General features: G+C 36.8%; 25 protein-coding genes. 18 read left to right on the forward strand and 7 right to left on the reverse strand.

Annotated features, from left to right (window positions below; all coding sequences use genetic code 11):
- The first annotated feature begins 192 nt into the window (after nt 1–192).
- The gene (locus NLF99_RS05450; RefSeq protein ID WP_254527035.1) at nt 193–1,170 is read left to right on the forward strand and encodes a hypothetical protein; all 978 of its coding nucleotides are present in this window, start codon (nt 193–195) and stop codon (nt 1,168–1,170) included.
- Nucleotides 1,171–1,595: 425 nt separating this feature from the next.
- Here NLF99_RS05450 and NLF99_RS05455 read toward each other — a convergent pair whose 3' ends face one another.
- A complete protein-coding gene (locus tag NLF99_RS05455; protein WP_254527036.1) occupies nt 1,596–3,464 on the reverse strand; it encodes a TonB-dependent siderophore receptor in 1,869 nt (622 codons plus the stop codon).
- Nucleotides 3,465–3,516: 52 nt separating this feature from the next.
- Complete coding sequence (locus NLF99_RS05460) at nt 3,517–4,374, reverse strand: zinc dependent phospholipase C family protein (protein ID WP_254527670.1); 858 nt, start codon at nt 4,372–4,374, stop codon at nt 3,517–3,519.
- A 194-nt stretch (nt 4,375–4,568) separates the two neighbouring features.
- Between NLF99_RS05460 and NLF99_RS05465 the strand changes: the two genes are divergently transcribed.
- The 3 genes from NLF99_RS05465 to NLF99_RS05475 are packed head-to-tail and all read left to right on the forward strand — an operon-like array spanning nt 4,569 to nt 7,112.
- The gene (locus NLF99_RS05465) at nt 4,569–5,558 is read left to right on the forward strand and encodes a glycosyltransferase family protein (RefSeq protein ID WP_254527037.1); all 990 of its coding nucleotides are present in this window, start codon (nt 4,569–4,571) and stop codon (nt 5,556–5,558) included.
- Nucleotides 5,558–6,232, forward strand: a complete 675-nt coding sequence (locus NLF99_RS05470; protein ID WP_185214375.1) for an FKBP-type peptidyl-prolyl cis-trans isomerase — start codon at nt 5,558–5,560, stop codon at nt 6,230–6,232. Before NLF99_RS05465 ends, NLF99_RS05470 begins: the two co-directional genes overlap by 1 nt.
- Nucleotides 6,216–7,112: an aldo/keto reductase gene (locus NLF99_RS05475; protein ID WP_254527038.1), complete on the forward strand. Its 897-nt coding sequence runs from the start codon at nt 6,216–6,218 to the stop codon at nt 7,110–7,112. Before NLF99_RS05470 ends, NLF99_RS05475 begins: the two co-directional genes overlap by 17 nt.
- Before the next feature lie 90 nt (nt 7,113–7,202).
- Here NLF99_RS05475 and kdsB read toward each other — a convergent pair whose 3' ends face one another.
- The 4 genes from kdsB to NLF99_RS05495 form a co-directional block, all read right to left on the reverse strand.
- The gene (gene kdsB, locus NLF99_RS05480; protein WP_185214376.1) at nt 7,203–7,946 is read right to left on the reverse strand and encodes a 3-deoxy-manno-octulosonate cytidylyltransferase; all 744 of its coding nucleotides are present in this window, start codon (nt 7,944–7,946) and stop codon (nt 7,203–7,205) included.
- A gap of 44 nt (nt 7,947–7,990) precedes the next feature.
- Nucleotides 7,991–8,605, reverse strand: coding sequence for a deoxynucleoside kinase (locus NLF99_RS05485; RefSeq protein WP_094256336.1), 615 nt, complete (start codon nt 8,603–8,605; stop codon nt 7,991–7,993).
- Between the two features lie 3 nt (nt 8,606–8,608).
- Nucleotides 8,609–9,607, reverse strand: a complete 999-nt coding sequence (gene trpS, locus NLF99_RS05490) for a tryptophan--tRNA ligase (RefSeq protein WP_254527040.1) — start codon at nt 9,605–9,607, stop codon at nt 8,609–8,611.
- 102 nt (nt 9,608–9,709) lie between these two features.
- Nucleotides 9,710–10,090, reverse strand: a complete 381-nt coding sequence (locus NLF99_RS05495) for a hypothetical protein (RefSeq protein WP_185214378.1) — start codon at nt 10,088–10,090, stop codon at nt 9,710–9,712.
- 146 nt (nt 10,091–10,236) lie between these two features.
- Between NLF99_RS05495 and NLF99_RS05500 the strand changes: the two genes are divergently transcribed.
- Together NLF99_RS05500 and NLF99_RS05505 are read left to right on the forward strand one after the other, a co-directional pair.
- The gene (locus tag NLF99_RS05500) at nt 10,237–10,632 is read left to right on the forward strand and encodes a hypothetical protein (RefSeq protein WP_185216224.1); all 396 of its coding nucleotides are present in this window, start codon (nt 10,237–10,239) and stop codon (nt 10,630–10,632) included.
- A 64-nt stretch (nt 10,633–10,696) separates the two neighbouring features.
- On the forward strand, nt 10,697–11,485 hold the full coding sequence (locus tag NLF99_RS05505; RefSeq protein WP_254527042.1) for an SDR family oxidoreductase: 789 nt from the start codon (nt 10,697–10,699) through the stop codon (nt 11,483–11,485).
- A 15-nt stretch (nt 11,486–11,500) separates the two neighbouring features.
- On the opposite strand, the gene NLF99_RS05510 is transcribed toward NLF99_RS05505, so the two are convergent.
- Nucleotides 11,501–12,376: a PPK2 family polyphosphate kinase gene (locus NLF99_RS05510; RefSeq protein ID WP_254527043.1), complete on the reverse strand. Its 876-nt coding sequence runs from the start codon at nt 12,374–12,376 to the stop codon at nt 11,501–11,503.
- A 197-nt stretch (nt 12,377–12,573) separates the two neighbouring features.
- Here NLF99_RS05510 and NLF99_RS05515 point away from each other — a divergent pair, with 197 nt between their 5' ends.
- From NLF99_RS05515 to NLF99_RS05570, 12 genes are all read left to right on the forward strand, one after another.
- Nucleotides 12,574–13,200: a hypothetical protein gene (locus NLF99_RS05515; RefSeq protein ID WP_185214382.1), complete on the forward strand. Its 627-nt coding sequence runs from the start codon at nt 12,574–12,576 to the stop codon at nt 13,198–13,200.
- Between the two features lie 10 nt (nt 13,201–13,210).
- Nucleotides 13,211–13,921, forward strand: coding sequence for a DUF3307 domain-containing protein (locus NLF99_RS05520; RefSeq protein WP_237219460.1), 711 nt, complete (start codon nt 13,211–13,213; stop codon nt 13,919–13,921).
- Between the two features lie 6 nt (nt 13,922–13,927).
- The gene (locus NLF99_RS05525; protein ID WP_254527045.1) at nt 13,928–15,082 is read left to right on the forward strand and encodes a serine hydrolase; all 1,155 of its coding nucleotides are present in this window, start codon (nt 13,928–13,930) and stop codon (nt 15,080–15,082) included.
- A 130-nt stretch (nt 15,083–15,212) separates the two neighbouring features.
- On the forward strand, nt 15,213–16,412 hold the full coding sequence (fabV, locus tag NLF99_RS05530; RefSeq protein WP_185214384.1) for an enoyl-ACP reductase FabV: 1,200 nt from the start codon (nt 15,213–15,215) through the stop codon (nt 16,410–16,412).
- 400 nt (nt 16,413–16,812) lie between these two features.
- Nucleotides 16,813–19,032 (forward strand): ATP-binding protein, encoded by a 2,220-nt coding sequence (locus NLF99_RS05535; protein WP_254527046.1) that lies wholly within the window; start codon nt 16,813–16,815, stop codon nt 19,030–19,032.
- 152 nt (nt 19,033–19,184) lie between these two features.
- Nucleotides 19,185–20,975 carry a translation elongation factor 4 gene (lepA, locus tag NLF99_RS05540; RefSeq protein ID WP_185214386.1) on the forward strand — a complete coding sequence of 597 codons (1,791 nt, stop codon included), beginning with the start codon at nt 19,185–19,187 and terminating at the stop codon, nt 20,973–20,975.
- A 24-nt stretch (nt 20,976–20,999) separates the two neighbouring features.
- Entirely contained in the window at nt 21,000–21,887 is an 888-nt protein-coding gene (locus NLF99_RS05545; RefSeq protein WP_185216231.1) for a bifunctional 5,10-methylenetetrahydrofolate dehydrogenase/5,10-methenyltetrahydrofolate cyclohydrolase, read from the forward strand.
- Nucleotides 21,888–22,012: 125 nt separating this feature from the next.
- The gene (locus NLF99_RS05550; protein WP_185214388.1) at nt 22,013–22,606 is read left to right on the forward strand and encodes a DUF1003 domain-containing protein; all 594 of its coding nucleotides are present in this window, start codon (nt 22,013–22,015) and stop codon (nt 22,604–22,606) included.
- Nucleotides 22,607–22,710: 104 nt separating this feature from the next.
- Complete coding sequence (locus NLF99_RS05555; protein WP_185214389.1) at nt 22,711–23,217, forward strand: hypothetical protein; 507 nt, start codon at nt 22,711–22,713, stop codon at nt 23,215–23,217.
- Nucleotides 23,218–23,354: 137 nt separating this feature from the next.
- Complete coding sequence (locus tag NLF99_RS05560) at nt 23,355–23,804, forward strand: hypothetical protein (protein ID WP_185214390.1); 450 nt, start codon at nt 23,355–23,357, stop codon at nt 23,802–23,804.
- Nucleotides 23,805–24,050: 246 nt separating this feature from the next.
- Nucleotides 24,051–24,542: a BON domain-containing protein gene (locus NLF99_RS05565; RefSeq protein ID WP_185214391.1), complete on the forward strand. Its 492-nt coding sequence runs from the start codon at nt 24,051–24,053 to the stop codon at nt 24,540–24,542.
- A gap of 8 nt (nt 24,543–24,550) precedes the next feature.
- Complete coding sequence (locus NLF99_RS05570) at nt 24,551–24,973, forward strand: SH3 domain-containing protein (protein ID WP_185214392.1); 423 nt, start codon at nt 24,551–24,553, stop codon at nt 24,971–24,973.
- The last annotated feature ends 13 nt before the right edge of the window (nt 24,974–24,986 follow it).

The following is a 24,986-nucleotide window of genomic DNA, read 5'->3' on the forward strand; positions in this document are numbered from 1 at the left end:
AGATCCAACAGCCATTAAGCCTCCCTGTTTTTTTGAGCGAAAGAACGTCAATGGGTGTCTGCTAATTCCGATTAATTCAAGATAGGATGGTCACAGAAAAACATTGCAAATATTATAACGAACATTGACTTTAAATAATATTCTTATTATCTATATTTTTATTAATTTTAATGTAGTAACTAGCATTTAATAATGGAAAAGGATGATAAAAATGTCTCAGAAAAATTATTAGAGTCTGCGAAAGATATTTATCAAGGCAGTTATATTAATGATTTAATTCAACCAGCAAAAGATAGATTAAGTCATCCATTAATATTTTCATTTATTTGTTCATTTTTAATTGTAAACTGGGAATTAGTACTTTTTTTTCTGTTTTCAACTGATATCATTGAATCAAAAATAGATAAGTTTTATTTACATTATAACCGTCCAAAAGATTTATTGGTTAAACCAGTTATGGTAGCTTTAGTGTATACTATTGGATTCCCATATATAACAAATTGGATAAAATTAGCTTTATTGAATTCTAGATCAGAAAATTTCAAAATACAAAAGGAAGCATTAGGCCCAGAATTCGATTATAAATCAGAACACGCTCTAAAAACAAAAGCACTTCAAGAATCAATTGCTGAAAGTGCAAATCTCGCATTACTTAATAGAAAAATAGATACTCTTGAGAAATCAAATATGGCAAAAGACATTCAATTTAATGAACAAAAAACTTTACTTGAAAAAACTTTATTAGAATTGCGAGAAAGCCAAAATATTAATTCAGATTTAAATTTAACACTTCAAAACAAACAAACCGAATTAGAAGAAAAACTCAGAAAAAACAATCTCTCACTAGGTGAAATTAAAAACAATATAAATTCAAGTTTTAATAGAATTTTCAACAAACTATATGATAAATCCAAATTTGAAAAAGATTTATTTCAGGACAGTTTTACTTTCGAAAAAGAATTAGATCCAAAACAAATTAGTGCTTTTATTAACTTTATGAAAGATAGAATGAAGTATTTTGGTATATTCACTAATGAAGTTATTTACAAAACCCAAGAAGGTATTGTAGAATTCGAAGTATTTATTAATTATCCAGATTTAATAAAAAATCAAAATACTATTGATAGTTTAAAAAAAATGTTTTCAAATACGGAATTTAAAGTTGATTGATTTATTTAAGGTGCATTTTGAAATTGTAGCAATAATAATTACAATAAATAAACTAAAATTGTTGGAACACGCCTTCTTCAACCTTAAGGTCAAATATGTTTAGCTTATCCTCGCACATCCTGTGCGCTTCCGATAAATGGAAGGTGATAGCGTAACAGCATTCAAATTCACCCGGAAAAATAACACTTCCCTCTTTATACTTTAGAGGCAACAATTATCATGCAATTAACTAGTCGGTATATTTTTTTTACAGGTTAGCAATAATACTTAGCCTAACTAAATCTTCAACCGATCTTGAAAAATCAATATTGATTTAATAATTTTATTTCTACACTCAGCTTTTCCGCTGGGAGAGCACTCGCCCAACGTATCACACATTACATTCCAAATTTTCTATCTCACATATCATATCTCACATCTCATATCTATAATTTAATGTTATACTTAAACCCTAAAGTAGCCCAGCGGCTTGGCATTCGGACTGCTCCAACTTCGATGTATTGTGCATCAAATATATTCTGGATATCGCCGTAGATGGTATACTTAGATTTTTGGAATGATATGCGGGCATCGGACACAAAATATGAGTTGTTTGAAGTCCTTTCTAGCCAACGATTTGCAGTAATAAAATTCCAGTTTCCGGTATGGAAGCTAATGGTTGCGATAGCCTGATGTTTTAAGCTTTCGATTCCGTATTTGATTATGCTGTTCTTGTAATTATTTACAATAGAAGGGTTTAAATAGCTGTATGAAAAGTTGAAGTTCAAGCTTTTTCTTTCAGCAATCTGGTAATTGTATAATAGATTGGAAAAGATTCCGTGGGTTTTATTGTTCCCTAAATTATTTGCTTGGTAAGGTACATCCGTACTTTCACGCATCCAATCAATAAAGTTATCGATATCACGATAGAAGTAGCCCGCCCTTATACTGAGGTTACCTTTGGTATAGGAGGTTCCGATTTCGTTTTGCCAAGCATTTTCACTTTTTAGATCTGGATTTCCTATATTTCCGGGTCTTTGGTTTAGATACAGGTCTGTAAAGGTTGGGATCCTTTGGCTGGTCCCACTGCTTGCCGAGATTTTCCAGTTGTCATTGATCAGGTAACTGATATCTAGGCCAGGGAATACCTGCCAATCGTAATCAGAATTGTAATTGATATAGGCCCCTAGGTTGAAAATAAACTTCCTAAAATAGGTTGAACGGAATTCAGTGAAAAATCCAAGGTTATTGCGACTATGATCTCCAATGTTGGAGCTATTGATCTTTTCATGTCTTGATTCAATCCCTAATCCCAAATCACCGTATTTAAATTGTCTGTATGCATTTAATTCCCCTGATAGGCTATGTGTGTAGTGATGGCTTCTTCCTTTGCTCAAATCATCTTTAAAGTATCTATAATCATCATCATTATAGCGGTAATTGAACCTAGGATTCAGGTACCAGTTTTCGTTCAGCTGGTGTTGAGAGGAAATACTTGATAAAAATGTCTCTACCAACTCTTCTGAATTTTTATCCCCAGGTGCTGCATAATAACCATTTGCACCAAACCTGTTGTTCATATAGCCAGCCATCATTTGGATCCTGTTGTCCGAATTTATGACTAGGTTGTTTTGATAATAGATTCTTTCGTTATCAGATCCTGTATTATATCGTTGACCATTGCTATGCTCTTTATTGGCATATAATTGATGTTGGTTACTTTTATTATAATAAGTTCCACCAACTTGAATTCCTGTTCCATAGTAGATGCCTTCCTTATCGGTTTCTTCCACTTTGTCAAAAGAAGTACCTGCATATAGATGGGTATATACTGAATTATGTTCCACTTGTTTGGTTACAATATTGACAGCTCCGGTAAGGGCATTGATTCCATACATCCTGGAGGCAGGCCCACGGAGGATTTCAATTCTTTCGATTGCTTCTAATGGAATAGGGATATTGAGCATGTGGTGACCTGTCTGTGGATCAGATAATTTAACACCATTGATCAATACCAGCGTTTGGTCGAAACTACCACCATCGATGCCAATATCTGCTTGGGTTCCAAAAGGACCACGCTGACGGATATCTACGCCAGACACGTACCTTAAGACCTCATTGATACTTGTACTTGGTAATTTCTTAAGGTCCTTTTGCGTCAAGAGCTGGATATTGCGGCTATGTTGATTGAAAGGAATCTGAAATCTGTTTTCCTGAATGATGACCTCTGAGATTTTGGTCGTATCATTCAAGCTTTGTGTAAAGGCGAATGTAGGTATAGAACAAAAAAGGAATAATAACTTTTTGGTTGACATTTTAATTAAATTTTTGCCAAAATTAGTTAAAATGTTTAGTTGAACGAATATTCTAATGCCATTCTTCTCGACCTTTAGGGATATGATTGATCTTAAGGTCTATACTATCAATTTTGTTTTCTAGGTTTTGAGTGTTGGCAAGGTCAGGCTGTCCTGCATCCACCCAAGCTGTAAACCATATTGAGCCGATGGCATGGATTGATTTTTTCATTCGTCGCATGACCATACCATTTAACTGATTATGATAATTTGTGACATAGAAGTCGGAGTAGTTTGTTTGTAATTGTTGACCTCGCTGGATAAAGGATCGATGTAGGACTTTTGGAAGTTTATTTGACAAATCCTTTTCAATTTTTAATACGGAATCGAGGAGGGAATGACTTTCAAGGACTGCCTGCCAGGCAAAACCTAGGACATCATCAATATAGACCGCCGGTCCGACATATAAACTATACTTGTTGCTATATCTTTCAGGCAATCGGGTTTCCCATAGGGCATGGATTCCAATCTGGTCTGTTAACTGTCCGTTATAATTACTGCTGGTATGTAATGGAACATGGGCATCAGCTACATAATGACCTAAATCAGCAGAGATCTTAATAATTCGGTCAATATCCTTTTCGAAGAAGGCTTTTTTTAATTGACGATATGACTTCTCGATTTGCCAAGGAACAATTCCACGGCTGATCAAATATTTTTCCTGATATTTTTCCTTTGCTTTATTCCATGGGATCTGGATAGAATCGTGCTGATCCCAACGATCCAGATCAATAAAGTGACGTGGTGACTCCGCTGGGTCAATGTAAACCCTTTTATCGGCATTGATGGCATACTCACGGATTTGATAGTGATGTTTCTTATAAAAGACACTGAGATCAGCAGGGAGGGTGAAAATGGCATTTTGATTCATCAATTTATGCGGTTTAAAACCCCATGCAGATAGGATAAGGATAATAATTCCTGAGATGAACAAAATACAACATTGTTTCATGTTGGTTAGTAGAGATTTATCGAAATATAATAATTTTAAGTTAAGATATATAAGATTTTGTCGAAACATGTTAACTGAAATTTGTTACTTTGCTGAAGTCAAATACTGATTCGATGAAAATATTATATGCTGTTCAAGGGACTGGAAATGGGCATTTATGTCGAGCTATCGATATTATTCCATGTCTTCAGGAATACGGTCAGGTCGATGTTCTAATCAGTGGCATACAAGCCGATATCGATTTGCCATTTGAAGTCAAATATCGATATCATGGATTGAGCTTTATTTTTGGCAAGTCTGGTGGTGTAGACCTTTGGAAGACCTTTATGAGTTCAACAGTCCGGAAATTTGTCAAGGAAGTGAATTCTGTTCCAGTGGAAGACTATGATTTGGTAATCAATGATTTTGAACCTATTTCTGCTTGGGGATGTTATTTTAAAGAAAAGAACTGTATTGGATTAAGTCATCAGATCGGTGCTTTTGATCCTTCGAGTCCTAAACCTGAGGAGTCGGACATGTTGGGGAAATTCATCATGAAGAATTATGCTCCATCGAATATTTCCTATGGTTTTCACTTTAAGTCCTATGCATCCCATATCTTCACTCCAGTAATCAGGCAGTCCGTAAGAGAATTGGAACCTAAGGATCTTGGGCATTATACGGTATATTTACCTTCTTATGATGATTCCCATTTATTAAAGCACCTATCACGTTTTACGGATGTAAAATGGGAGGTTTTTTCGAAACATAACAAGAAGCCATTTAGACTAAAGAATGTGTCCATCAATCCTATCAATTCGGATGCTTTTGTACAGAGTATGGCAGAATCTTCAGGCGTTTTATGTGGTGCAGGATTTGAAACTCCTGCGGAAGCCCTATATTTAGGGAAGAAATTATTGGTGATTCCAATGAAGAACCAATATGAGCAACATTTAAATGCAGCATCTCTGGAGGAAATTGGCGTACCTGTGATCAAAAGTCTAAAGAAGAAATCTGAGTTGGACATTGAATCTTGGTTAAATGCAAAATCTAAGGTAAACGTGGATTACCAAGACTGTACGGCAGAGATAATCGATAAAATAATAAAAAACCATAAACCATAATGAAGTACATTTTAGGAATCTTTTTTTGTTTAGCAATAAGTTCGCAAAGTCAGGCACAGGCCTTATCAAATGCCAATGATTCTTTGTCTTATGCTTTAGGCCAAGACTTAGGGTCATATATCAAAAGGATGGATCTGCCTATCAATAAGGCGAAATTGTTACAAGCAATAGGAGATGTGCTGGAAGGTAAGGATCCATTATTTAAGGATGAAGACCGAGAGCAGATAATCCGTGATGGATTACAGAAGATCCAGGACGAAAAGAGTGCAGGATTAAAGAAATCTGCGGAAGAATTCTTGACAAAAAATAAAAGCAAAGCTGGAGTAAAGGTGACTCCTGAGGGAGTGCAATATGAAGTCCTAAAAGAGGGAACAGGATTGAACCCTTCATTGACCGATACTGTAAAGGTTCATTATATTGGAAAGGTCCATACTGGAGAAACCTTTGATAATTCCTATGAACGTGGTGAGCCATTGGACCTTGAATTGGATAATGTAATTGAAGGATGGAAAATCGGTATCCCCTTGATGAAAAAAGGAGCAAAATATAGATTTTTCATTCCTTATAATTTAGGCTATGGAGAACGTGGCAGTGGTCCAATTCCTCCATACAGTACGTTGATCTTTGATGTGGAACTATTGGATATAAAATCCCCAAATGAGAATGCAATATAATACCTTAGGGAAATCGGAATTAAAGATATCTGAAATTGGACTTGGCGCGATGTCGTTGGTGCAAGGTCATGATGGAACGAATTCTTATATTATTAAGCATGCGCAAGAGCTTGGTATCAATTACCTCGATACATCGGACCTTTATGACAAAGGGAAGAATGAGGAATTGATAGGCAGGTTGCTTGAAGGAAATCGTGATAAATGGATTTTAGCTTCTAAAGTCGGGAATAAGTGGAAAGAGGATGGAAGTGGCTGGGATTGGGCGCCAAGTAAGACCTATATCTTAAAATCTGTTGATGAATCTTTAAGTCGTCTAAGGACTGATTACCTCGATCTTTATCAATTACATGGAGGTACCATTGAGGATCCATTTGATGAAATAGTTGAAGCCTTCGAATTATTGGTTCAGCAGGGAAAGATCCGCTATTACGGTATTTCATCCATTAGGCCAAAGGTGTTCCTAAATTATGCCAAGAATAGCCATATTGTTTCCGATATGATGCAGTACAGTATCTTTGATCGGAGGCCAGAGGCGTATTTTCAGGAACTTGCGGATAGTGGAATTTCTGTATTAGCTCGTGGTACTGTTGCCCAAGGGTTATTGTTAAAAAAAGCTGCCCAGAAATACTTGAGCTATTCCGTTCATGAAGTTCTGGAGATCCAACGTGAAATATCAAAGATAGCAAATAAATTAGGTGTGAATAATTTGGCACTTGCTTTAAAATATCCATTATTACATCATCCTGTAGCCTGCAGTGTACTCGGGATAAGGACTAGGGAGCAAATTAATTCGTTGGACCTGGTTGTTGATGAAATGAATAAGATTAAATTACACGACTATCAGGAATTGTTGGCTAATATGCCCGAAGTTAGTTATTAAAGGAATTTTATACTTCTGATCTAATAGAAAGGGCAGGAGGAATAGAGATATAGGATAAAGGTCAAGAATAAATCTTGACCTTATTTTTTATTATTTGCTGAAATATTTTTTGAGGATATCCTGTAGATCTTCGGGGCTATCGATGGCATCGTTAATATGGGTAGATACCGCAGTTTGGATCCTGTAGCCATTATCTAACCAGCGGAGCTGTTCCAAAGATTCTGTCGTTTCAAGTTTAGATATAGGTAACCTGGCTAATTCCTTTAAAGTTTCAACCTTAAAACCATAGATGCCAATATGATTGTAATAGGTTTCTTTGGAGAGCCATTCTTTGATGTCAGCACCTCTCATATAGGGGATTGCCTGCCTAGAGAAATACAATGCTTCGCTTTTTTGGTTTAATACCACCTTCGGCTTATTTACATTTTCCAGATCCGAAAGTTCTTGAATCGGACGGACAAGGGTTGCAATTTCTACTTCAGGTCTTTGGAAGCAGGAAACCAGTAAATCAATCTGTTGAGGATCAATAAAAGGTTCATCACCTTGAATATTGATGGCGATATCAAAACCCGAGATGTTATTGATGACCTCAGCACAGCGATCAGTACCAGATTGGTGTTCTTTTTTAGTCATGACGACATTGCCCGCAAAACTTTTCACATGGTCGAATATCCTTTGGTCATCCGTAGCGACAACGACTTCGCTGAGTGAGGCGGCATGTTTTACTTGGTTGTAAACTCGCTGGATCATGGTCATTCCGGCGATATCCACCAGCGGTTTTCCGGGAAATCTTGTTGAATCGTATCGAGCAGGTATTATTCCAATTACTTTCATAGATTAAAAATAAGAAAAGCCGAAGAATATCGGCTTTTTAGTTCTTAAAATAAACCGAAGAGTTCGGCTTCTATTTTTTGGATAATTTTTCCGAGATCTTCCTGATTGTTGGCAAAATCCAGATTATCCTTATCTAGAATCAATAGTTTTCCTTCAGAATAATTATTGATCCATTTTTCGTATTTCTCGTTCAGCTTAGAAAGATAATCCAAACGTATTCCAGATTCGTAGTCACGGCCTCTTTTTTGGATATTGTTTACCAAAGTAGGTACGGATGCACGAAGGTAGATCAAAAGATCTGGTGGTTTGATGTAGTTAACAATGCTTTGAAAAATATCGGAATAGTTTTCAAAATCGCGGGCACTCATCAAGCCCATATCATATAAGTTTTCTGCAAAGATGTAAGCATCCTCATAGATGGTTCTATCTTGGATCATGTTGATCTCTCTATTCTGTAGATCCACAATATGGCGGAATCTAGAATTTAGGAAGAAAATCTGCAGGTTAAAGGCCCATCGTTTCATGTCGCTATAGAAATCCTCTAGGTAAGGGTTATTCTCTACGGCTTCAAATTGAGGCTCAAAGTTAAGGTGTTTGGCAAGTAATTCTGTTAAGGTTGTTTTACCAGCTCCAATATTTCCAACAATTGCTATATGCATATTCTAATACAAATTTTTTAAACCGATAATTTCGCGAACTTCTTTCATTGTTTTTTGGGCACTTGCCTGGGCTTTTTCAGCGCCCATTTTTATGACTTTGGCAATGTAAGCATCATCCTCACTGATTTCTTGGATTCGTGCTCTCACTTCACTGGTGGCATTTACCATATCTTCAGCAAGTTGTTTTTTGAAATCACCGTAGCGGATTTCGGCTTTATTATATAATCCATCGAAGTGTTGAACGGTATCAGCAGTAGATACGACATTCATCAAATCGAAGAGGTTTTGTACAGCTTCAGGTTTTACTTGGTTCTGTTCCGTAGGACCAGCATCGGTTACCGCGCGCATAATTTTTTTACGGATTACTTCCTCGGCGTCGGAAAGATAGATACAATCGGCTTCACCGTTTGATTTTCCCATTTTACCTTGGCCAGATAGTCCTGGGATCTTGATGAGCTTGTCTGCATAACTGAATGCAAATGCTTCTTTGAAATAATCTACCTCATACAGACGGTTGAACCTGTTTGAAAAGGTCCTGGTCATTTCCAGATGTTGTTCTTGATCTTTTCCTACAGGCACTTTAGTTCCGTGGTGGATCAAGATATCACAGGCCATAAGGACAGGATATGTCAATAGACCTGCATTGACATTATTAGGGTTTGCTCTAACCTTATCCTTAAATGCTGTAGATCTTTCCAGTTCACCTAAATAGGCGTTCATATTCATGTATAGATAGAGTTCAGCAACTTCAGGTACATCAGATTGAACGTATATAGTTGATTTTTCGGGGTCTAATCCAGCGGCAAGGTATTCTACCACCACATTGCGTACAGTTTCTTTGAGGCCATGTGGAGTAGGATGAGTCGTTAAAGAGTGTAAATCTGCAATAAAAAAGAAGCAATTGTATTCGTCTTGCATTTTGACGAAATTTTTCAATGCCCCATAATAATTTCCAAGGTGTAATTTTCCGGTACTTCTAATACCACTAACAACGGTTTCCATATAACTGCGAAGTTACATAAAAAACAGGAAAATTGATACAGCTAGTACGGATGATAAACGGGGTTTATCGGAATTCAACCGAAGGCAATGAAAATTGCTATCCTAATAAATATGAGGGTTTTCCAGCAGGTCGGTAACATAACCCAATACTTCAACTTCCAAGGCTCCATCTTCCAGCATGGAAAAAGTAAGGTAAGCCGCATAGATTTCACACGAAAAGGTGACATGTTTATCCGATACAATGGTGTCGATGACGCCCTCACGGACATCAATCCCTAAATGTTCCAATTCGTTGTGTAGGTTGGTTGAAATACTATCATGATCTTCTCCAGAAGCAAATCCAACAATGATATGTAGGATCAGTTTATCAAACAATTCTGGATTCATATTTCTGAATTTATTGGCATATAAATCAGCATCAAAACGACTTTTCGCACTTGAGACGATTTTGTCCCAAATTAGGTACTCAGTTTTAGTTTGCATAATAGAAGTTTATAAATTGTTAAAGGTAAATATAACTAATTATCTCTTTTAATACAACGTCACAAAGTCGTTAATCTTATGATGTTTATGCAAACAATTGGGATGTTAGGATGGTTTTAAAGGTAGGTTTTAAATAATTAATTATTATGAATTCAGAAGAGAACAAAAAACAAAATAAGGTGAATGATGATGACCAAGGACCTAAAGATCCAAAGGACCTGGCCTATAATAAGGAAGATTCCTCCTACGAATTGGATGTCAATGATAATGATCCAGATTGGGAGCATCCTTCGGACTATGATACTATCAGTGAAGGTGCTGCAGACGATGACTCTACCTATGATTCGTCGAATCCCTATGTAGGTGAAGAATATGCCCCATTAGATGAACTTCAGGAGGAAAATCTTGAGGATAACAATATGCATGTCGAAGGGGAGAGCATCGTACGGGTATCTAAAGAAGATGAAGAGCTGTCGAGAGATGCTGAAGATGAGCGCGATGATTTGGATGAAGAAGGCTATCCTAAATATGAAGGCGATTAATTCCTATTCACTGGGTCGGTTTTTCTTATTGAATGGCTATATTTAGGCTTTCAAAAATTTTGATATGCAAATTGATTTAACAGGTAAAAAGGCCTTAGTTGGTGGTGCTACTTCGGGAATCGGGAAAGCAATTGCCATGGAATTGGCGGCATGTGGAGCTGAAGTCACCCTGATGTCCAGGAATGAGGATAAGTTAAAGGAAGTTTTAATGGAACTCTCGGCGGTAAATGGCCAGAAACATGGTTATCTGCAAACCGACTTTATGGACTTTGAGCAGCACCAAGCCAATTTATCGGCTTATTTTAATGCGCATCAGGTAGATATCCTGGTGAACAATACCAATGGACCAGCAGCAGGAGATGTCTCCCATAAAAATATCGGAGATTATCAGCAGGCCTTTGATCTGTTGTTCAAAAACGCTGTTTATACCTCTGAATTAGCCTTGAAAGGTATGCGTTCCTCAGGTTTTGGACGTATTATCAATGTTTCCTCCCTGACCGTGAAAGAACCTCAGGATGGCCTAGTGCTTTCCAATACGATGCGGGTCGCCTTAGTCAGTTGGAGTAAATCACTTTCAAAAGCGGTTGCTGCAGATGGAATTACAGTCAATTCCATTTTGACAGGTTATTTTGCAACGGATAGACTTTATGACCTGATGAATATTCAGGCAAAAAATGAGGGAGTTTCCTTAGAGACGATTGAAAAGCGACGGATTGAAAGTATGCCTATCAAACGATTGGGTAAACCGGAAGAATATGGTTATTTAGCAGCTTTCTTAGCTTCTCCTTATGCCAACTTCTTGACTGGAGCCTCCATTCCATTGGATGGCGGTCTTTCCAATGTCGTCTTTTAGATAAACGGTTGGAAGCTATTCGGCTTCCAACTGTTCTTTGTATTTTTTCTTGTGTTCTTCGATCTCTTCTGGCATTTCAGGATATTTGATATCCTTATATGTTGAAAGTACTTCGTAAATAATCTTTGCGACCAAGAATCTACTGATTGGTTTAGAATCTGAAGGAATAACATACCAAGGTGCATGTTTTTTGCTGGTATTCTTGATGGCATCCTCATAGCATTCCATATATTTACTCCACAGTGCTCTTTCCTTTAAGTCTCCAGGAGAGAATTTCCAGTTTTTTTCTTCCTCCTCCAATCGGCTCAGAAGTCTGTCACGTTGTTCCTCCTTGCTGACATTCAAAAAGAACTTGAAGACAATCATACCATTTTGTGTCAATCGTTCTTCAAAGTTGTTGATTTGCTGGAAGCGCATTTCCCAAAAATCATCTGGTAAATTTTGAGGATCAGTGATATGAGGAATCCTTTCGTTCAGAAGGTATTCAGGGTGTACCCTTGTTACCAATACATTTTCGTAATGGGTCCGATTGAATACCGTGAATTTCCCTTTTTCTGGCAACTTGATTTCATGTCGCCATAAATAATCATGTTGTAGTTCGATTTCTGTTGGTGTTTTGAAGCTTTCAACAACTACCCCGCGTACATTCATTTCCTTGAAGACTTCTCGAATCAAGGAATCCTTACCAGAAGTATCCATCCCTTGCAGACAAATCAAAACTGAATATCGGTCATCTGCATACATTTTGTCCTGAAGAGCAGCTATTTTCTTTCTTAATTCCTTTAATTCAAGCTTTGCGTCATCCTTTGTTATCTCATCTTTTATACTGGTGGGATGTTCATTTAGTTTGAAATTGCTTTTTGCCGTTAGCCTTTTTGCATAGTTTCCCATAAGCTTTATTTAGTTGAACACAATTTAATAAATAATTGTTTAATCTACGTTTTGCCCTAGGGTCAATAATTTATTATCCAATGAGCTGATAAATAAAATTATCATTTATTTCAGTGATAATTAAAAATATCATCGTTTTTAATGATAAATTTGTTTATCATTTATTTTGATGATAATAAGAAATATCATTATATTGGATGATTAATAAAAAGACAGCCATGAGTTACCATGTCATATTAACAGGAGATGTAGTGCATTCAAGGTCGCATGATGCGAAAGAATGGCTTCCGAGGTTAGAGCGGGGCATCAAGAAACATGCACTGACCTATGATATTTTTCGTGGGGATAGTTTTCAGGCCGAGGTGCCTATTGAGGCCTGCTTTCAGGCGATATTTTATTTAAAGTCAGAAATGAGGCAATTGGAAGGAATGGATATCCGAATAGGAATAGGAGTGGGGAAGGTTGATTTCATTGATAAAGATATAAAGAAGTCGAGCGGAGAGGCTTTTGTTTTTTCAGGTCAATCATTGGATAGCCTGACTAAGGAAAGTTTGGAATTCAAATCGCAATGGAAGGATCTGGATGAGCGCTTGAATTTAATATTAACTTTGACAACCCGCTTAACGGACCAATGGACTCCCAATATGGCTGAAACAGTTCAGGCAGCAATGGACTATCCCAATGCCAACCAGACTGAATTGACGAAGATCATCGGGAGAAAGCACCAGAGCCAAGTGAGTACAGAACTTAGTAAAGCGAATTATTCCAAGATGAACCAAGTAATCGATTATTGCACAAAAGATTTAAAGGCCTATGTTAATTGATCTGCTTAAAATGTTGATATCCCACATTTTAGGGGATTTTGTTTTTCAGCCGAAATCGTGGGTTGATAAACGTAGGACACATATTCAATATTTGTTTTATCATGTTGCGGTGCATGCAGGTCTATTGATATTATTTTTTATCAATGATCTGGGCAATAAATGGCAAAGTATCCTTTTCCTGGTTGCGGCACATTTAGCTATCGACAGCCTAAAAATAGGTTGGGAACAAAAATGGCCCTCGAATCCTGTCCGAATTTTCCTGGTAGACCAAGCCTTGCATATAGCGAGTATTTTTGCTGTCTATTATTTTAATAATATGGCTGCCTTCCAGGATATTTTAACAAATATGAACTGGAACCATGTGCTGCTCTATACCATAGCCATATTGTTGATCGTATTTGTAATACCAATTGTGATCCGTGTGTTTTTCAGCAAGTGGAATAAGGAAGTTGAGTTCAACAGTAAGCGAAAAGAAACCTTATTTGATGCCGGGACCATTATTGGAATCTTGGAAAGAGCAATGATATTGGGCTTTGTGCTGCTTGGCTTGAATGAGGGGATTGGGTTCTTGCTGGCAGCTAAATCAATATTTAGGTTCGGGGACCTAACGAATGCGAAGGATACAAAATTTACAGAGTATGTACTGATCGGAACTTTGTTAAGTTTTGGACTTGGTATGTTGGTCGCATTTGGCTTAAAATATCTACTAACAATAATATAATCTACTATGAAAATAAATCTAAAAAGGTTCAAGAGCCTATTTTGTCTATTTGCTGCGGTCTCTATGAGCACTGGCGCCATGGCGCAAAGTGCTTCATTTGAATCTGACCTTAAAAAAATAACGGATAAATATGATGCCGTAGGCTTGGCCATTGTGGTTGTAAAAAATGGAAAACCTGTTTATGAAAAGGCTTTTGGCTATAAGGACCTAGAAACAAAAGCTCCATTAACCACAAATGACCTTTTCAGGATTGCTTCGATTTCCAAATCGTTCAGTTCTACGGCAATTATGCAACTTGTAGAACAAGGAAAGGTTTCGTTGGATGATGATATCAGTGATCTGGCTGGATTTAAAATAAGAAATCCTAAATTTCCTGATACCAAAATAACATTGGAAATGATGCTATCACATCGTTCCAGTTTAAATGATTATAATGGTTATTTTACTTTTGATGTTCTGGATACCACAAAGAACAAAGAATGGGAGAAATCCTATAACAGTTATGAACCAGGAACCGATTATGAATACTGTAACTTGAACTTCAATATCATTGGGGCAGTATTGGAGAGATTAACTGAAATTCGATTTGATAACTATATCAAACAACAAATACTGAATCCATTAAAATTGGATGCGGGATATTGTGTAGACTCATTAGACCAAAGTCGATTTGCAAAATTGTATGATAAAATAGATGGTGAATATGATGAACAAAGTGCTGCTTACTATCCAAGATCTGAGGAGATCAGGAATTATACGATGGGAGTGAGTACACCTGTTTTTTCACCAACTGGGGGGATGAAGATCTCGGCACATGATCTAGGGAAATATATGCAGATGCATATGAACTATGGGAAATTAGGTAAGAAGCGAATCATCAGCAAAGCAAGTTCGCAAAAAATGCAAAAGGGCTTATCTCCAAAGGAAAATTATGGCTTAGCATTATTAGAGACCTATCAATTAATTCCTGGGGAACATATGATCGGACATACTGGCTCAGCCTATGGCCTTTATAGCAACATGTTTTTTGAGCCTAAGAAAAAGTTCGGTTTTGTCGTGATAACCAATGGTTGCATTCCAACGATTGATCGAAATGAAGATATTGTAATGTCGAAAGAAGTTATTAACTTACTCTATCAAGATTTCATAAAAAAACAGTAACGAGTGCCATTAACCTTCTGAGCATTAGGTTGCAAGGTCCACAAAAGGATTAAAGGGGGATATTTTGAGGCAGTTTACTTGAAAAATTAACTACTTTTGTAAAAATTATTCAAATTGAGAATTTAGCAATATGATTATTCAACCAAGAACTAGAGGTTTTATCTGCTTGACAGCGCATCCAGAAGGAGCGGCAGAGAATATCAAAAACCAAATCGATTACGTAAAATCTAAAGGCGAGATTAAAAACGGGCCTAAAAAGGTATTGGTAATCGGTGCATCTACCGGATTTGGGATTGCTTCACGCATCAGTGCTGCATTCGGTTCAGGAGCAGCAACTATCGGAGTGTTTTTTGAAAAACCAGCATCTGAAGGCAAATTAGGTACTGCAGGTTGGTACAATAGCGCTGCTTTTGAGAAAGAAGCTCATGCTGCTGGCTTATATGCAAAAAGTATCAATGGCGATGCTTTCTCGGATGAGATCAAAGCGCAAACCATTGAATTGATCAAAAAAGATCTTGGACAGGTTGACTTGGTTGTCTATTCTTTGGCATCTCCACGTCGTACACATCCAAAAACTGGAGTTCAACATGCTTCAGTATTAAAGCCAATCGATCAGGCTTTTACCAATAAAACTGTTGATTTCCATTCTGGTGTTGTATCAGATATAAGCATTCAACCTGTTGATTCAGATGATGACATCAAAAATACGGTTGCTGTAATGGGTGGTGAAGATTGGAAATTCTGGATTGAAGACCTTAAAGCTGCAGGCGTCTTAGCAGAAGGCGTTAAAACTGTTGCATATTCTTATATCGGCCCTGAATTGACTTATCCTATCTATAGAAATGGTACAATCGGGCGTGCTAAAGATGATTTGGAAGGAACTGTTCCAACCATCAATGAAATTCTGAAAGATTTGCACGGTATCTCCTATGTTTCTGTAAACAAAGCATTGGTTACACAATCTAGTTCTGCAATTCCAGTGGTTCCTTTGTATATTTCATTATTGTATAAAGTGATGAAGGAAAAAGGAATCCATGAGGGAACAATCGAGCAGATGCAAAGATTGTTTGCTGAAAGATTATACAATAATGTAGAAACTCCTTTGGATGAAAAAGGCAGGATCCGTGTTGACGATCTTGAAATGAGAGCAGATGTTCAAGAAGAGGTAGCAAAACTTTGGGAACAGGCAACAACGGAAAACTTAGAAGAGATCTCTGATATCGTTGGTTACCGTAATGATTTCTTCCAACTATTTGGTTTCAACTTTGATAATATCGATTACGATAAAGATACTAGTGAATTGGTACAAGTGCCTAGTTTGGCAGAATAATCCAACCTCATTTAGAAATATTCGGGAGTTGTCTTTTGGCAACTCCTTTTTTATTGCCCAATAGCCTACTGCAAAGAATTCAATGCTATGAATTCTTTTGAGTATTCATTTAGTAATTCAATATTTAGGTAGATTTTCAGCATTGTTTATGGAATGAGAACTTTTAACCTTGAGTGTTTTATTTAATGAATTCATATTCATTCCATACTTCCGATAACCTGTTGGAAATAAACAATTAAGGAGTTTGAATTGAAAGGTTGTTATTTATTGATACTCAATATCAATAAAAATATAGTTTGAATATATTTAAACTTGATTTCTTTTTTCTAATTTTAACTGCTGTTTGAAAAACATCTGGCCAAACCAGGAAAAAAGTACAAACTAACTATGAATTAATTAAATGGATAATCGGATTATTCTTGAGGAAGAACAATTGAATCTCAGTGAAGGGATTCAGGAGTTCGGTTATTTATTGATTGTTGATTTAGACTATAACCTCATTGCAGGTAGTGAGAACTGTGATGTTTGGTTAAGCAATCCTGTTTCCACTTATCTAGGAATTAATTTATGGGAGATATTAACTGCATATTTTTCGAAATACGTAGTCAGTATAAAAATTGCAGTTGATCAAGTTATAAATGAAACCAATGAACGGGTTTTATTGGAATTGGTCATCCAAGGAGAACCATATTATCTAAATATCTATTTATTCAATAACAACATCTATTTAGAGTTTGAAAAGAAATTTGAGGACTCGAATGTTTTTTTTCCAAAGTTTGAAATTGTAGATAAGCTATTAAGTGAAAGCAAAGGAAAGATCTGGAAGGTAGTCAGTTCTTATATTTCGAAGATTTCTGGATTTGATCGGGTAAGGGTTTTTCAATATGTCGGTGATGGAGATGGCTATGTATTGGCGGAAAGTATTGAGAATTCAGACTTGGAAAAAATATTAGGCTGTTATTATCCTGATATGGATATTTTTAAGCATGCTAAAAACATTCATTCGGTCAATTTCCACCGCTATACCGCTCAGGTCAATGGTAAAACCATAAAGATCGTAACTAAAGATAATTTTAAGCCCAATCTATCACAGACAAATATCAGGATGATTTCTCCGATCCATGCAAATTATCTCATTCGCGATGGAGTCAATTCAAACCTTAGTGTATCCTTGCAGATTGATGGAAAGATTTGGGGATATATTTTTTGTCAAAGTAAAAAGGGAAAGAAAATAAACCTCTTAAAACGAGAGGCCATGGTGTACTTTATTCAAATGGCTATTTACCGTTATGAAGAGGAACAAAAGAATAAGATCAAGGACTTTCAGGATGATATTAGGAATTTTGAGCTTCAGCTGAAGGAAAAGTTAATCCTGAAAAATAACCTTGCTGAAGCTTTAATGAGTTTGGATAAAGAGCTCTGCTATTATGCCAAAGCAGATGCTATGCTAATATTGATTAATGGTAAGCTTTATACCTACAATATCTCCATTGGTTTTGATAAAGTATTAGATATTAAAGGACTTCTTTCCAGAGTATCAAAGGATTCAATCTTCTTTGATGCTGAGTTTATATTAAATCATGGTGAAGAGTTAGGGTTGGATTCAGAGCGATTTGTCGGCTTAGCTGCACTTAAAGTTGAGTTGGAGGAGAATTGCAGTGTGCTTTGGTTTAGGAAGGAGAAAGAGTTCAAAAGGAAGTGGGTAGCCAAACCCGAATCTAGGATCAAAATGAACCTACCGAATGATTCATTTGAAAGGGAAGAACATCCTGTCCTCGATATTTGGCATCAAACTACCGTTGGGATCTGCGACCCTTGGCGCGATAATGAGATTTATTTTATTAAGCGGTTAAGGAATCTGATCATCCAGAGCAATAAGAATTTTTCTCAAGAAATCGTAAAGCTGAACAAAGAGGTGATCGACCTGAATAGGGCACTGGATAACTATGCCCATACGGTGAGCCATGATCTTAAAAACCCTTTATCAGCAATTAACCTCTCTACCCAGATGCTCCTTCAACGACCGGAAATGACAAATGACCTGAAACTGAAGATGCTGAAGAACACGAAAGAGGCCGTGGAAGTCATTTCTGAACTGCTGAAGAGTATTCATGATTTTTCTAAGGTGAAAGACTATCAGTACAGTATGGAACCAGTGTATGTGGAAGAATTCCTTAAGCAAATTGTGAACTTCAGTCAATTGCGCTATAATGCCCTTGGAACTGAAGTGATATATGGTAATATTCTTCCAGTTTATGGTGAAAGAAGTATTGTGTACCAATTGTTCCAGAATTTAATAGGGAATGCCATTAAATATAGTGCAAAAGTAGCAAAGCCCGTTGTAACCATTTCTTCTAGCCTCAAGCATGAATTTGTCCGTTATACCATCCAAGATAACGGTATAGGGATCGCGAAGGAGGAGTTGAGTACCATTTATGATTCCTTTAAGCGGATGTCCAATGCCAATAGTTATGAGGGAACAGGCTTAGGCCTGACCATTGTAAAGCGGATTGCGGACCGACTCCATATTACAATCGAGGTGGAAAGTGAAATAGGAAAAGGAACATGTTTCCATCTGTTGTTCCCGAAAGAGGTTTTCATACTTCCTTCTCAATCCTAGTCAAAAGCAAATTCTTTAATCCCAGTAAATTCCGGTATTGCTAAAAATAGGGGTAAATGTTTCAATTATTCGGAAATAGATGATTTTAATAGCTAAAAAGCTCACTTAAAAAAATTATATTTGCGAATTAAATTGAAGGCATAATAACCTATATGAAGCATATACGCAATTTTTGTATTATCGCACATATCGACCACGGGAAAAGTACTTTGGCCGATAGATTATTAGAGTATACCAATACCATCACCCAACGTGAGGCGCAAGCACAATTGTTGGACAATATGGACTTGGAACGTGAAAGAGGGATTACGATTAAGAGCCATGCAATCCAAATGGAGTATACCAAAGATGGACAAACGTATGTGTTAAATCTGATTGACACCCCGGGTCACGTCGATTTTTCATATGAAGTTTCTAGATCGATTGCTGCCTGTGAAGGTGCTTTGTTGATCGTAGATGCTTCTCAAGGTATACAGGCACAGACTATTTCCAACCTATACTTAGCCTTAGAGCATGATCTTGAAATTATTCCCATCTTGAACAAGATGGATTTACCAGGAGCTATGCCGGAGGAAGTAAAAGATCAGATCGTTGAATTGATCGGTGGAAAGAGAGAAGAAATTATCCCTGCCTCCGGTAAAACCGGAATGGGTATTCCTGATATCCTAACTGCTATCATTGAGCGTATCCCTGCGCCGGTTGGCGATCCTGAAGCTCCATTACAAGCCTTGATCTTTGACTCCGTATTCAACTCTTTCAGAGGGATTATGGCCTATTTCAAAGTTGAAAATGGTGAGATCAGAAAAGGAGACCGTGTAAAGTTTGTTGCTACGGGCAAAGAATATATCGCTGATGAGGTTGGTACCTTGAAGCTAAACCAGGTGCCTAAGGAAGTAATTAAGACCGGAGATGTAGGTTATATTATTTCTGGGATCAAAGAAGCTAGAGAGGTAAAAGTAGGGGATACCATCACGAAGAAGGATCGTCCTTGTGCTCAAGCTATCCAAGGTTTTGAGGAAGTTAAGCCCATGGTGTTTGCGGGTATCTATCCTGTAGATACGGAAGATTATGAAGAGCTAAGGGAGTCTATGCACCGTTTGCAGTTAAATGACGCTTCGTTGGTGTTTGAACCAGAATCTTCAGCTGCATTAGGTTTTGGTTTCCGTTGTGGTTTCTTAGGAATGCTGCACATGGAAATCATCCAAGAACGCTTGGAACGTGAGTTCGATATGACAGTTATTACTACTGTGCCGAACGTATCTTACCTAGCTTACCTGTCAAAAAATCATGAGGAGATCGTAGTCCACAATCCTTCGGATCTTCCTGATCCAAGTAAATTGGACAGTATCGAGGAACCTTATATTAAAGCAAATATCATTACAAAGGCTGAGTTTGTTGGTCCTGTAATGTCCCTTTGTATTCAGAAACGCGGTACGATTGTCAACCAATCTTATTTGACATCTGATCGTGTAGAATTGGTGTTTGAAATGCCAATGGGAGAGATCGTTTTTGATTTCTATGATAAGTTAAAGACTATCTCTAAAGGATATGCATCTTTCGATTATCATCAAATCGGCTATAGGCAATCGGACTTGGTGAAATTGGATATCCGTTTGAATGATGAACCCGTGGATGCTTTATCTTCATTGATACACAGAAGCAATGCTTATGATTTTGGTAAGAAGATCTGTGAGAAATTGAAGGAACTTTTACCGAGACAGCAGTTTGAAATCCGTATTCAAGCTTCGATTGGAGCAAAGATCATTGCTAGGGAAACCATTTCTGCATTGCGTAAGGATGTAACTGCAAAATGTTATGGTGGTGATATTTCGCGTAAGCGTAAGTTGTTGGAAAAACAGAAGAAAGGTAAAAAACGTATGCGTCAGGTTGGAAACGTAGAGATTCCACAATCAGCATTTATGGCGGTTCTGAAATTAGATTAAGAAAATCAACCTATAAAATATATCATGAATTTACTGGACGGTAAGGAAGTATCAACCAAAGTTAAAGAAGACATCAAAAGAGAGGCTGCAGAGCTTACTGCGAAGTTAGGCCGCAAACCTCATTTGGTAGCTATTTTAGTTGGAAACGATGGTGGTAGTGAAACTTATGTTGCGAGCAAAATGAGAAATTGTGAGCAAGTTGGTTTCGACTCGACCAATCTTCGTTATGATACGGATATCACTGAAAAAGAATTGTTGGAAAAGATCAATGAGATCAATGCAGATGAATCGATTGATGGATTGATCGTTCAATTGCCTTTACCTAAACATATTGATCCTGAAAAAGTTACTGAAGCTATCGATTACCGCAAAGATGTTGATGGGTTCCATCCAATCAATCTAGGTAGAATGCAACGTAATCTACCTTGCTTTATTCCTGCTACTCCTTATGGCATCATGTTGATGTTGGAACATTACGGAATTGATACAGCTGGTAAAAAGGCAGTCATTGTTGGAAGGAGCAATATCGTTGGGTCCCCAATGAGTATCCTTTTGGCAAGAAATTCTAATCCAGGAAATTGTACAGTTACCCTGACACATAGTAGGACAAAAGACTTGAAAGCTGAGGTTTTGCAAGGTGACATCGTGGTTGCAGCCATTGGCAAAAAGAATTTTGTAACTGCGGATATGGTAAAAGAAGGTGCTATTGTTATCGATGTGGGAATCAATAGGGAGAATTCGACCGAAACAAAATCAGGATTTAAACTTTATGGTGATGTGGATTTTGAGCATGTTGCTCCGAAATCTTCTTGGATAACGCCAGTACCGGGAGGTGTCGGATTAATGACCATTATTGGTTTATTAAAGAACACCCTAGAGGCTGCAAAAGGAACAGTGTATCCCAAAGCTTAAAAAATATTGAATTGAAATATGTTTATTTAAAGCTCCCAATTTTGGGGGCTTTTTTTGATTAATTTCCAACTATTTGAATTCTCCTTGGTTTTAGTCCATATATTTGATTACTTATTTCATTAACCATGGCTAAACTTGATCAAGTAAAGAATAAGGATATTTTGGAAATGATCAACCAAAATGATGAAAACCTAAAAAAGCTTCATGAAATCGTTCGAAAATCATTTGAGGAAGAAAAATTAATCGTTGATAACCTTATTAATCCTACAGATGAATACCTAAATAGGGGGCAACTTATTTCTGATAAGGTAGCACGATTTGGAGGAAGCTGGTCTTTTATTTTAATATTTACAGGGATATTGATCGTTTGGATATTGTTCAATACGCTCATGATCAAGCAAGACCGATTTGACCCTTATCCTTTTATTTTGATGAATTTAGTCTTGTCCTGTTTGGCTGCTCTACAGGCTCCAATCATTATGATGAGCCAAAACCGACAGGAGGAAAAGGATAGAAAACGGGCTGAGAATGACTATCTGGTAAACCTAAAGGCTGAATTAGAAATCAGGAGTTTGCATAAGAAAATAGATGTACTGTTAGAGGAAGAGGTTAAACAGCTATTTGATTCGCAGGTGAACCATTTAAAATTGCTGAAACAACTCTCGGATCATGTCGACCGCTTGGAAAAGGAGTTGAAAAACAAAAATGTACAGCCATAGTGGGATGGCTGCCATATTTTTCAAAAAATTGGTATAAATATTGCAAAGTGCAATCAGTATATAATTATTACAATAAACTATTATTACACAAACAAATTAGAAACATGAAAAAAATCGCAGTATTAGCAGCAGTTGCATGTGCACTTTCCTTGTCAGCATGTAACAATAATTCATCTATGGATAAAAACAATGATGGAGATACTTCAATCGGTGAGAAATTAGATCATTCAATTGAAACTACAAATGAATCAATTGATGAAATGAAAGCAAATGCAGATGCTGAATTGGCAAAAGCTGAAGAAAATGTAAAAAAAGCACAAGCTGATTTAGATGCTGCAGTAAAAAGTGGCGATAAAAAGGCTGAAGAAGCTGCTCAAAAAGCATTAGATGATGCAAAATCAGCATGGGAAAAAACAAAAGAAGCAGCGAAAAAAGCTGGTGATAAAATTGAAGAAGGTGTAAACAATGCAGTAGATGCTACAAAAGAAGCTGGTCAAAAAACTGGCGAAGCTATCGATAACACTGCAGAAAAAGTAGGTGATAAAACAAAAGAATTATCTGACGACGCCAAAAGAAAAGCAGAAAACGTTAAAAAAGCTTTAGAAAACTAATAAAATCCATTTATAGAATGGTTATTAAGTTTTTAATTGAAAGCGCCAATACTATTGGCGCTTTTTTTATTTTGATTTTACGAGAGCCTCCTATAAATTCTATTTATTGCTGTATATTGTTGGTTTAATAATAAAAAATGAATTGGAATAAAGAAGAAGTTGTCGCATACTGCTTTAATAAATGCAAAAATAGGGTAGAAGAGATAAAATCAGCCATGGATTCAGCGCAAGATGCTATCCTGAATGATACTAAAAGTAGTATGGGGGATAAATATGAAACATCCAGGGAAATGGCCCAACAGGAAATAAGTCGCTTGCAAAATCAGCTGAAACAGGCTGAAATTGACCTGGATAAAATCAATGGAGTAGACTTAAATCCCTCGGAATTGGTGAGAATGGGTAGCATTGTTCAAACAGACCAATTTGATTACTTTATTGCGATCTCTATTGGCGCAGTTAAAATTAAGGAGAAGACCCTTATGGTCATTTCTAAAGAGTCACCTATTGGGAGCATCTTGTTTGGGAAAAAGGTAAATGAATCAATTCAGTTCAATAATAAAACAATTATCATCAATAAAATTTATTAGGATATATATAACGAAGATCTAACGAGCTTATGGCTCGTTTTTTTGTTTGTGAAAGATGGCGATATGTTACAAAGTTTTTAAAGGGAGAGGATATTGTAAATTCAATTTTCAGTAATGGAAAACAGAAAAGTTGAAGAATTTGTATAGATTGATTTACAATAAATGAAAAAAATAATTGTCAAAACTTTTTAGGAGTAATTTTTGTTTAGATTTAAGTATTATTTACCAATAAAAACAAGGTGATTTATGAATCTTAAAAAAATCTTAACTATTGCATTGGTTTCCGGAACCCTGATGACCGGAACAATCGCTTGTAAGTCCAAAATATCGGACGCCGACTTGAAAGCAAAAGTAGAAACTGCTGTACAGGCTAATCCTGGAATTACCGTTGATGTGAAAGATGGAGTGGTTACTCTAAACGGAACGGCAAATTCAGAAGATGAGAAAGTGCAGATCGAAAATGCTGCAAAAGCTGCTGATAGCAAAGCTGTAAAGTCTGTACAAAACAATATCGTAGTGAATACGATGCCTCCTGTTGAAATCAATACCAATGATGCTGACTTAACTTCAAAAGTAGCCGATTTTACCAAAGACTTTCCTTCGGTAAAAACCGCTGTATCTGACGGAGTTATTACGGTAACTGGTGAATTGGAACAAGCACGTGTACAAGCTCTGAAAATGGGTCTGGATGCATTGAATCCGAAGAAAGTAGACATGAGTGGTTTAACTGTTAAATAGAAAATAATATGAGTTTACAATCGAAATATCAAGTTTTAATTGATACTGCAAAGGCTTCAGGAATGACAGATTTGGCTATCGCAGAACAAGATGGTGTTTTGCATGTTCAAGGTACAGCACCAAATGCAGATGTGAAAAATAAATTGTGGGATATCTACAATCAAATTGACCCTAATTTCTTAAGTGGTGATGTGGTCATGAATGTGGATGTATCATCTGCTGTAGCAGGTTCTCAAGTACGTGTAATTACGGAAAGTAGTAATTTGAATATCCGTAAAGGTCCAGGAACGGATCAACCAATCGTAGGTAAAGCTGCGAAGGATGAAATCATTACTTTAATTAGCCGTGCCAATGATCAATGGTGGTTGGTAAGAACCAAAGATGGTGAAGAAGGATATTGCTATGCGCAATATTTGGAGCCCGTAAGCTAAAAGGAAAAATTGA

The organism is Sphingobacterium sp. LZ11T8 (genome assembly GCF_024261425.1).
Lineage (GTDB): Bacteria > Bacteroidota > Bacteroidia > Sphingobacteriales > Sphingobacteriaceae > Sphingobacterium.